This is a genomic window from Aporhodopirellula aestuarii (assembly GCF_023701485.1).
Classification (GTDB): Bacteria; Planctomycetota; Planctomycetia; order Pirellulales; family Pirellulaceae; genus Rhodopirellula; species Rhodopirellula aestuarii.
The window spans coordinates 98,547-109,284 of the sequence record NZ_JAMQBK010000013.1; the positions used below are offsets into that span (position 1 = coordinate 98,547).

Consider the following 10,738-nt stretch of genomic DNA (forward strand, 5'->3'; position numbering starts at 1 on the left):
GGCGTTATTGTTTAAGCGTCGCGAGCGTGCGGCAGACGAGGTGCGGGTGGAGGTGAACGTCGAAGTCACGTGACGTTGATCTTTCCAAGGTGGCGGCGACGCATTCGGCATCGCCTCCGGTAACGACGACACGTTTGGGGGTCCCGTAGAGTCGCACGAGACGCTCGATCCCGCCGACGACGCCCGAGAGGATGCCCAGCCGGATTGCGGCGATGGTGTTTTTTCCCGTGGTGCCGTTCGTTTCAGAACACGCGGACTGCCAGTCGATGCGGGGCAGGGCATCGGTCCCTGCGGCGAGGGCGGACGTTTGCATTTCGAGACCGGGGATGATCGCGCCGCCGCAGTACGTGCCTCCATCGTCGACGAGGTCCACGGTGACGGTGGTGCCGGCGTCAACAACCACCAGCGGCAGTGAGTAACCCGCCGCGGCGCCGACGGCTCCGACAAGGCGGTCGATGCCGACACGATCGGGATGGTCGGTCGCGACTTCGATGGGGAGATCGACGCGGGTGATTCTGCGGAACTGAGCCTTGTCGCCGGCGAGTTGCTGGGCGGCCTCGATCAGTTCGCCGGCGGCGGTGCGGTTGACACTGGCGACTCGCACGTCGAGGTGTCCATGCCGCTGCGCGTACTCGGCGAGCACTTTGGAGACGTTGGCGATCGTGTCAGGATTGGCGACCCGGAGAACTCGTACTGTTTCTTCCGAGTCGATCGCCATCTTGATCGCCGTGTTACCGACATCGATACCAACAATCACGAATGCTCGTCCGATTTGGTGTCGTCCTTCGGCGTTTCAGAAGGCGGAGTCGGCGCGAGCGTTCTGCCCGTGGGGGATTGTTTTCCCCAGATCGACGGAATATCTCGAGCTTGATGGTCGTTGGATAACGCCGCGGTAGAACCCGCTTTGTGGGGCGGCGTTCGGCGAGATTTGGTTGCCTCAGTCGGCATATCGACTTCGCGGATCGGGTTCAGATCCTCCCCCGCGTCGAGCATTTCGAGCCGACGTTTGGTAACCCGCTGCATGATTTCTTCGACGAGATCTCGCAGCCCGATTTCGGAGGCCGCACTGATCGAGAGCAAGTCCCGTTTGTGTTTGACCGGGTTTTCGGCGAAGTGCTGTTGAAGCCGTTCGAGAACTTCGCCGTCAGGATCGAGTTCGCACTTCGTCAGCACGACGAGCTCATCTCGCTCGCCGAGGGTTGCATCGTACTGGCAGAGTTCATCTCGGATCGTCGTGTAATTTTCGACCGGGTCGGAACCATCGACGGGAGTCGGTTCAACGAGGTGGACCAGTAGTCCGGCCCGCTCGACGTGTCGCAGGAACTCGTGTCCGAGTCCGAGTCCCTCGCTGGCTCCTTCGATCAATCCTGGAATATCCGCGGTGACAAATGATCGTTCGATGTCGACGTCGACGATGCCGAGATTGGGGAACTTAGTCGTGAACGGGTAGTCGGCGATTTCGGGTCGGGCGCTCGAGATTCGCGACAACAGCGTGCTTTTGCCGGCGTTTGGTTTGCCGATCAAACCGACATCCGCGATCGATTTTAGTTCCAAGATGACGTGCCGGGTTTCGCCCGGATTTCCCAGGGTTCGCTCACGGGGCGTTTGGTTGACCGACGTTTTGAAGCGGGCGTTTCCATGGCCTCCGCGTCCGCCGCGGCAGATCACAAACTCTTCACCGGGGTGGGTGAGGTCTTTGATGACGTAGCCATCGGCGGCGTCGATGACGCTGGTACCGCAGGGCACGAAAAGCCGCATCTCTTGACCTTTGCGACCGTGTCGCATGCTGCCTTCACCGTGTTTGCCTTTTTCGGCGCGAAAAAATCGTCGCGTGGCGAACAAGGCGAGCGAGTTCACACCCACGCGTGCTTCGAGGACAATGCTGCCCCCGGTGCCACCGTCGCCGCCGTCAGGACCGCCGCGGGGGACAAACTTCTCACGGCGGAAGCTCATGCAGCCATCGCCGCCTTTGCCAGCGGTGAATTCGACTTCGACGCGATCAATGAACATGAGAGTGGAGAACAGACAGGTAGGAGAGACAGTGGGGGGGTGAGCGGCATGCGAATGCGTTTGCCGAACACCAAGTCGTGTTTTGAGAGAACACTCGTAGCGTAACATAACAAAAGCGGCCCGGCGAAATGCCGAGCCGCTTTCGTCAATTCTAGATGAGCAAAAGGGACTGCGGGAGGGCGTTGCTCCTCCCAATCAGGTTCCTGTCAGCAATTAGCTGGAGATCTTGGCGACCAAGTCGAGGACTTTGCAGGAGTAGCCCCATTCGTTGTCGTACCACGACACAACCTTGACGAAGGTGTCGTCGAGTTGGATGCCAGCGCCGGCGTCGAAGACCGACGTGCGTGACTCGTCGCGGAAGTCGGTCGAAACCACGCTGTCTTCGGTGTAACCCAAGACGCCCTTCATGGCACCTTCGGATTCAGCCTTCATGGCGGCACAAATTTCTTTGTAGCTGGCTGGTTTCTCGAGTTCGACGGTCAAGTCGACGACCGAAACGTCTGAAGTTGGAACGCGGAAAGCCATGCCGGTCAACTTGCCGTTGAGGGCAGGAATGACTTTGCCGACAGCTTTCGCAGCACCGGTGCTCGAAGGGATGATGTTTTCGAGGATACCGCGTCCACCACGCCAATCTTTTGCCGAGGGACCGTCGACGGTTTTTTGAGTCGCGGTCGCTGCGTGAACGGTGGTCATCAAACCACGCTTGATGCCGAACTTGTCGTTGAGCACCTTGGCGATGGGAGCCAAGCAGTTGGTGGTGCACGATGCGTTGGAGACGAAGACTTCGCCGTTGTAAGCGTCGTCATTAACGCCCATGACGAACATCGGGGTGTCATCCTTCGAAGGTGCCGACATGACAACCTTCTTGGCACCGGCGTCGATGTGACCTTGAGCTTTTTCGGCGGTCAAGAAGATACCGGTGGATTCGACAACCACTTCGGCACCGACGTCGCCCCAAGCAAGCTTGGTAGGATCGGTTTCGGCGGAGATGCGAACCGATTTGCCGTTGACGATCAAGTTGCCGTCTTTGACCGAAACTTCACCTTGGAAGGGGCCGTGAACGGAGTCGTACTTAAGCATGTATGCTAGGTAATCGACGTCCAACAAGTCATTGATTGCCACGACGTCGATGTCGTCGCGACCGACCGATGCGCGAAACACCATCCGTCCGATACGGCCAAATCCGTTAATACCTACTTTGATAGCCACTTTGCTCAGATTCCCTGTTAATTGAAGTTCAGTTAGGACTGTGGCGCGGATTATAGAAACGTTCTCCTAAATTGAAACAGCCCCCAAGTCCCCCCTGCGACAACAAGCCATTTCTACCTGATGCCAGAATCCCCTCCTGATGCGACTGAATCCACACCTCCGGAGTCCGGGCATCGGATCGATCGAGCCAAAAAGGCGACTTGGAGGCGACCGATCGGAGTTTCGAAGGGAACATGGCGGTATGTTCATGAAGGGACGATCGCAACCCGCTATGACGAATTTGTGGCGACTACGCCACTTTGTCGAGTCGATCTCTCGATGTTGGCGGACGTTTTTCCCGACGTGCGAGCGCCAGAAGCTCCCCCGGCCGGCGCGGAACAGACCGCTGATTCGTCGGGGCAGGGCAGGGGGGCGGAGGCTCAAATCACGCCGCAAAAAAAATGGGTTTTCGATCTCGGATGTGGGACCGGTCGGGCGTCTGAGGTGCTCGCGTCGCACGGATACGACGTCGCGGCGATCGATTTATCGGTGCCGATGTTGCGCCAAGTGACTCAACGCGAGCTCAATTCCGTCGCAACCATTCAGGCGAATTTGGTGGAACTCGACGGGATCGCAAGCGGCGTCGGGTACGGCGCGGTTTGTTTGTTCAGTACCTTGGGGATGATCCAGGGACGTCAGAATCGCCGCCGGTTCTTGTCACATGTTCGCCGGATCGTCTCGCCTGGTGGGCGTTTCTTTCTGCACGTTCATCATCGCTATGCCGCGTTGTCGAACGCACCTGGAATCAAACAACTTGCCACGACCGCATTGAACTCATGGACGCGGTCTCATTGGGATTTCGGCGATGCGGTTTATGCGTACCGTGGTTTGCCGGATATGTTCCTGCATCAGTTCTCGCGTCGAGAACTGATCGCGGATTTCTCTGCCACGGGATGGCGCGTCGATCAGTGGGTGAATCTATCGCTCGACGGTTCGGCTGTTAATGAGAACCGTTGGAAATTGGCAGGCGGCTTTCTGATCGTTGTCATCTAGGCGGAGCCGTTCGCAATTCTTGACGTCCGTTTTGTAGGTTGGTTAACCGGGCCCACGAACGAGATAGATGACACCTTTGACGAGTAGGAAGATCGGGAACACGATCATCGATTCACCACCGATCGCGTACCCACGGCAACTCGGGTTGATGTTTCGGGGCTGATCGCGAGTGCGAGCCACCCGTCACGTAGTTCGAGCTGACTGATCGCGAGTCCAGACACGGCGGGATTCTCGATCAGTTTGGGGGTCGTTATCGGAATGCTTCGGCTCTCCGTTAAAATCTTGTTGAACACCGCCCGGATGGGAATCCGCTGTCGCATCGACATTCCCGGGCCGCTGATGCTGAGGTGCCCATCTCGCACCAAACGTGCGTCGAGTCCATCGATTTCGGGACGGTAAGCGGCACGCACGATGAAGCGACGCAGCGACGGGCCCTCTCCCTGTGAAAGGCTGACCACCCGGAGCGTGAGCCACAATTTGCCGTTGTCGATTTCAATCGTCACCGGGCGCGTCGGGGCAAATTCGATCATCGCCTCGGTAGGCACGTCGCTGGGCAACGGCGGTGCTTCGCGGCCGAACAGTTCCATCGTTTGGGTGTAGAACTGTTCGATGGTTTTGGATTGGCCCGTGGGCATCAATCGTTCCATCGTATTATTGAGCGCCGATTGATGAATCTGCAGACTCATCCAACTGTCGCTCCAGGCGCGTGGCCGTGGCGTGTTGGAAGCGAGTTGCCAATCACCGGCCAAACGGTATCGTGCGACGAGTCGAGTGGGCGTCGTTTGCAAATCGATCACTTTGGGATCGAGATTGAGACGGGCCAGCGGGCCGAACACGAATTCGTCGAGCTTCGTTTCCGCGACACGACTTTTTTCCGTCAGCTCGGTTTGCAGTTCCGTGCTGACTTGTTGGCGGATTTGCGATTCGCTGACACGTTCGGCGATCGGGAGTGCTTCTTGAAAACGGCTCTCCGCGATTCCTCGCACGAGTGAACCGAGCAGGGGCCAGCCGTCGTAGCGACTGCGGATCCCGCTCAAACGCTGCGAGCCGCTGACGTCGACGTGTGTTTCGCCGATCTGATACCCGCCGGGGCGAATGATTAAGGGCGTGGTTGCGCGGAAAACGTTGTGTCCGTTGCTGAGCACGGTGACGCCGGAGCGACCGCTTTGGCTGCGAGTGTCAACGTTGCCGTCGGCGGCGACAGCGAGACTCCACGAGCCCCGCGCGGGTCGCAGTTGCAAGCTCAGTTGGGAGTTCACCGTGCTCGTGCCTCGGACTTGGTTGCCCAGCAACGTCGTGTGAATCGGTTCGGTCCGCGGTTCCACGGGGGGCAGCAGGCGATCGATCAGATCGACCGAGATGGCCGTTCGCACATTGGCGTTGCGGTATGTCACGTCGATCGCTTTGGCGACGCGAGCGGCGTCGAGCTCTTTCGAAAATCGCAGTGACTGGAACGCTTCACTGACCTTAATCGCAGCGAGGTCGATCGAGTCGGTTTCACCTCGTTCGATATCGGTGAGCAGGCGAGCGTAGTCGATCGGTTGAGCGGTCCAGGTTTGCATCAGTGACGCCAGAGCGTGAATCGAATCACGTTGCAGCCACTCGCGGTGCTCGCCGTCTAGCGAGTGATGGTCTAAACGGGACAGGAATCGTTGTGCCAACAAGGAGCGGGCGTCGGCATCGTCGCTGTCCGCAGCGACCTCAATTTCGTCGAGCAGCAAGAACGTGTTCCAGCCGGCGACATCCCCCGTTTCACTGAGCTCTCGGCGCAGTCGTGTGACGGCGGAGTTGATGTGGTCACCAATCTCGGGTGCTTCATTGTGAAAGTGAACGAGCGAGTATCCGTTGGCATTGGTGAAGAGGCGTTCGCCGGGGACCGACGTGACGACTGGGTTTTGGGCCACTGGGTTTTGGGCGACAGAATTTTGGGCTACTGGGGGTTGCTCGGACGTGTTTGCGTCTGTTGATTGGCGTGCCAATTGCCAGATCGGTCCCCAAACCGCGGCGCGGCGCGAGAGGGCGTGGGAGGCTCTCAACCATCGCACTTGCTGGTCGCGTGCCGGCACTCGTTCGGCTAACTGCAATCCAGCTTCGGACAACGACGCGAGTTTGCGAATCAATTTTCCGCTGCGGGTGTCGCCGATTCGCGGCAGGGATCGCAACTCGTCGAGTGTGCTCTCGACTTGGTTCGCCCAACGGCCCATGACCACGGCGGTCGCTTGACGTTGCAGCGCCGTGGTCGTTTCGTCGGCGTCGAATTGGCGATTCCCGTCGGCTACCAATTCACGAACCGTCTCGCTGCTCGGCTTGTCGAACGACGTCAACGTCGCGATCCCGTTGTGTCGATTGAGCATGCGGAGCATGTCGGCATCCGACGCGATCAACGCGAGGTCTTGGCACAGCTGTTTGGGCTGGGGCCAGGTGACCGGGTTTCCGGCGAGCGTGGCGGGACGTAGGTTCGCCGATGCCGAACGGGTGTCGCTCGCCGTTCGCGTTTGAACGCAATGCGGCTCACGGCTCGGTTTAGCGAGAAACTCGACGTTTCTCGGGATCAACGTTTGCGACCGCTCGTCAGCACTTTCGCCCGGGGTGTCGTTTGCACTGGACTTCCAACCTGCGACCGAATTGATGCCGGCCGAGAACGTACTCCGGGTGGCGGCATAGGGATCTTCCACTCCAGGGCTGAGAATGGATGGGACGGTCGAACCGGCCGTGGGGTCGGCCTTCGATGGCATGGGCGTTGCCAATCCCGAGTATCCCGCGAGCTCCGCCACCGGGTCGAGTACCGGTGCCAACAACGTTCGAGCGATCACCTGGTTGCTCGCTTCCAGGTCCGCTGGCACTGACGAGTTTCCCTGCTCGCCATTCAAATTCCTCGCCTGGGTGGCCATTGTGTCGCCTGCCAGGTTTCCTGCCAAACGTTGCGGCATCGCAAGCCCACGCTTGCCCCGATCGGGCCGGTGGGCTGGGGCAACGTCTTGCAACGATCTCGCCATCTTGTCGCCGCCGAACTGGTCGGACAGCAGATTCTCGTGGTGCCGAGAGGTGCTGTCCGATTGCTCGCTCGGGCTCAACAGTTGATGGGCGATGCGTACCACACGTGCCAAAGTTGACGAATCGATCGTGATGGAATGCGATCGAGAAGAATGCGGTTGAGCTTCCCAGCATAGGGGCAATGTTGTGGCGGCAACGATTGCTGTTGAGCAAATCGCTGGCCACAAAATCAGTGCTCGTTTGACGTCCTTGTTCATCGTACCAATGCCCGTGGGAGCATCCATTGCAACAGGGGGAGGAGGAGGAGCGGGGCCGTTACGTCTTGCTTCGTCGGTGCAATCATTGCTCGAAGCAAAACACAACTTCATCGAGACTTGAGAAGCCGGCGTTGGACTTGCCGTAGCTTCACTGATCCCGAAAGACGACGTGCTCCTTCAACTTTGACTCGTCGTCATGGCAGGTATCGTCGGTGCACGGCCGGGCAAATCAGATTGGATTGCCGCGCCCGCTCATCGCGAACGAACGACGGATCGGGAACGACGCGAAGAACAGTTGCAAACGGTGAAGGCGGACGCACGTGAAGAACGCGCACATGCGGATCAGGTAGAACCCCTCTGGGCGTGTGCACGTGAAACATTGTGAAACCGAGAGTTGGGAGATGAGATGCGAGTTGGGAGTTGGGAGTTGGGAGAACTGAGAACTGAGAACTGAGAACTGAGAACTGAGAACTGAGAACTGAGAACTGAGAACTGAAAACTGAAAACTGAAAACTGAAAACTGAAAACTGCGGACTGCGGGCTGAAGTTGGGGCAGGGCGGTGGGCATGCTGAGCTTGTCGTTCGTCGTGCCGGGGGAAGCGCATTGAGTAGCCGTCGGCGTGAGATGCTGGTTGCGGACGCGTGATAAAAATCTGGGGCCCGGTAGAAGCAGCATCACGGGGGGGGCGAACGCGGTCGCGGCTTGCAATCGGTCCTGTGGCGTGCGCCGGTTGCGGCCGCCCACACCCGAGAATTTGGGATGCTGGCTGATGCCGTTTGTGGCCAAAGAAGGGCAGGGGAATTTCGCGTCCTGCTTGGTCTCGACCCTCGCGGCCTGCGGTGCAGGTCGGAGGGGAGAAAGATTGTTGGCCCGCGTCCGGTAGAAAGACGTGACGCGGACGTTTGGCCGAGCTTAGCCGGCGACCCGCAATTGAGGACGCGTGGCCGAGCCGAGGAGTTCACGCAGACGCTCGAACTCTTCGGCGTCGTTGAAGTGGATCGTGATCTTGCCGCGACTACGTGCCGACGCTTTGATCTCCACCTTCGTTCCGAAGACCATCCGCATCTCTTGTTGCATCGCTTCGATATGCGGCGGTACGGGTTTGCGTTTTTGACGAGACTTGTTCGTCACTTTGAGTCCGGTCTCGGAATCTTCTTCGGCACGTAACAAATCACCGACTGCGTTCTCGGTCATGCGAACACTCCAGTTCTCGGATACGATCTTGGTGGCCATTTGCATTTGAACTTCTTCTTCGCCGATCGGTAGCAACGCCCGAGCGTGGCCGGCGCTGAGTTCGCCAGCGGTCAGCATGTCTAGAATTGACTGAGGCAATTCGAGCAATCGCATCAGGTTCGCGATCGTGCTTCGGTCGATGCTCAGGCGACGAGCGAGGTCGTCTTGTTTGCATTGGTGCTCGTCGATGTAGCGTTTGAACGACATCGCTTTTTCGATCGGGTTGAGGTCCTTGCGTTGCAAGTTCTCGATGATGGCCAGTTCGGCGACCAAGCGATCGTCGGCTTCGCGGACTTCGGCGCGGATGGTTTTAAGACCCGCGTGGATGGTCGCTCGCAATCGACGCTCACCACTGATGAGCTGGTATTTGCCGTCAACGATCCGGACGAGTACCGGTTGCAATTGTTGATGGTTCTTGATGCTCTCGGCGAGCGAAGCGATTTCGTCTGGATTGAATTCGCGACGCGGTTGGAACGGGTTGGCGCCGATCTGATCGATCGGAAGCTCGAGCGTTTGCACCGAAGACTGGTTCCCGTTTTCGGTCGCGTTGCCTTCGCTTTTGGCTTGGGACGTTCCTCGCTTACCTTCCGGAGCAAAGGTGCTGCCCTCATCGATTGGCATGCCGTCCTCATCCATCGGCGTGCCGAGCAGCGCGGCGAGTCCTTTCCCGAGGCGTCGATCTTTTCCGCTGCCGGCGCGTGGTGCACCCCCGCCGCGTTGAGATGAGCCGGACGAATTCCCTTGAGTCGTTGCACTAGTCACGCTGCAGCACCTCCATGCACAGTTGAGTGTAAGCGAACGCACCGCGACTGCGCGGGGCGTATTGAAAAACAGTCTGGCCGTGACTCGGGGCTTCGCACAGGGCGACATCTCGAGGCACGACATTTTCAAAAACAATGTCACCGAAGAAGTCACGGACGTCTTCGTCGATTTCCCGAGTCAGTTCGAGTGACTCGTCATACATGGTTAACAGGATTCCGCCGAACGTGAGCCGTCCGTCGGTCGCCCCGATCACCTTCTTGATGGTTCCGATTAACTGCGCCACGCCGACCATTGCGAAGTACTCGCACTGAATCGGGATCAGCACCTCGGTGCTCGCCGTCAGTGCCGTTTCGGTCATCGCACCCGCGCTAGGCGGGCAATCGATGAGGACGTAGTCATAGTCGTCCATGACGCTGTCGAGATGGCCACGGAGTTTAGTCGTGGCGTGTTCGTCTGAGTTTGCCATCACGTCCGCATCCTGAAACCGGCGGCTGCCTGGCAGCAGGCTGAGGTTCGATGTCTCGGTGGTGATGACGGATTCGCTAAGCGGTGCGTCGCCAAGCAAAGCGTGCTTGGCCGCGGGTTCACTGCCGACCGCTCCGGTTGCATTGCATTGCGGATCGATGTCGATCAACAGCGTCCGGTTTCCAGCCAGGGCGAGAGCGGCAGAAAGGTTGACTGACGTCGTGGTCTTGCCGACGCCTCCTTTCTGGTTCACTACGCTGAAGATCCTAGCCACGATTGATGTTCCTGATCGTGTCCTTTCGGTTCGCGGGATCGCGAACATTCTCTTTCGGGCACGACCGGGAAACTAAGTGAAACAAGTGGTGGGAAACAAGATCGGTTTCATAAGAAACAGGGGTTGACACGATCGCGTGTTTCTGGAGGCCGGTTCCCCGTGGAACGCGACGGGTTTTCGGCCCGCTGGAATTCCCTGTCGGACCATGAGGGGGCTGTACGAACTCTCTTTTGCGTTTCGCTGGATCCAGTATTTCGCGAATGGTTAGTCACGGCAGTGACGAGATCCAAAAGCCACGGACGTGAGTCCGCGGTTTGGGAAAACAAAACAGGCGTAGGCCGGACCAAGGAGCCTAAGCGACGCAGTTCCGGCACGATTGAGCAAGTGGATTCCGGAACTCGCAAAGCCTCGGTCCGGCCTACAGTTCGCGGCAGTTGCGCCAGATGATTCCTGCATACCTGCGTCGCTCTCCACCGGTTGGCGGACAGTGCTCCCTTAAAA

At 58.7% G+C, this 10,738-nt stretch carries 7 protein-coding genes; 1 reads left to right on the forward strand and 6 read right to left on the reverse strand.

Features of this window, described 5'->3' with window-relative positions:
• Positions 1-4: 4 nt before the first annotated feature.
• From NB063_RS04120 to gap, 3 genes are all read right to left on the reverse strand, one after another.
• Positions 5-757 (reverse strand): type III pantothenate kinase, encoded by a 753-nt coding sequence (locus NB063_RS04120; RefSeq protein ID WP_250927475.1) that lies wholly within the window; start codon positions 755-757, stop codon positions 5-7.
• Entirely contained in the window at positions 754-2,010 is a 1,257-nt protein-coding gene (obgE, locus tag NB063_RS04125) for a GTPase ObgE (protein WP_250927476.1), read from the reverse strand. Before obgE ends, NB063_RS04120 begins: the two co-directional genes overlap by 4 nt.
• A gap of 213 nt (positions 2,011-2,223) precedes the next feature.
• Complete coding sequence (gene gap / locus NB063_RS04130; protein WP_250927477.1) at positions 2,224-3,219, reverse strand: type I glyceraldehyde-3-phosphate dehydrogenase; 996 nt, start codon at positions 3,217-3,219, stop codon at positions 2,224-2,226.
• Positions 3,220-3,339: 120 nt separating this feature from the next.
• On the opposite strand from gap, the gene NB063_RS04135 reads away from it, so the two are divergent.
• Positions 3,340-4,251, forward strand: a complete 912-nt coding sequence (locus NB063_RS04135) for a class I SAM-dependent methyltransferase (RefSeq protein ID WP_250927478.1) — start codon at positions 3,340-3,342, stop codon at positions 4,249-4,251.
• Positions 4,252-4,355: 104 nt separating this feature from the next.
• Here NB063_RS04135 and NB063_RS04140 read toward each other — a convergent pair whose 3' ends face one another.
• The 3 genes from NB063_RS04140 to NB063_RS04150 all read right to left on the reverse strand — a co-directional run bounded on the left by NB063_RS04140 (position 4,356) and on the right by NB063_RS04150 (position 10,237).
• A complete protein-coding gene (locus tag NB063_RS04140; protein WP_250927479.1) occupies positions 4,356-7,529 on the reverse strand; it encodes a hypothetical protein in 3,174 nt (1,057 codons plus the stop codon).
• Between the two features lie 886 nt (positions 7,530-8,415).
• Positions 8,416-9,498 carry a ParB/RepB/Spo0J family partition protein gene (locus NB063_RS04145; protein WP_250927480.1) on the reverse strand — a complete coding sequence of 361 codons (1,083 nt, stop codon included), beginning with the start codon at positions 9,496-9,498 and terminating at the stop codon, positions 8,416-8,418.
• Positions 9,491-10,237: a ParA family protein gene (locus tag NB063_RS04150; protein WP_250927481.1), complete on the reverse strand. Its 747-nt coding sequence runs from the start codon at positions 10,235-10,237 to the stop codon at positions 9,491-9,493. Before NB063_RS04150 ends, NB063_RS04145 begins: the two co-directional genes overlap by 8 nt.
• Between the last annotated feature and the right edge of the window lie 501 nt (positions 10,238-10,738).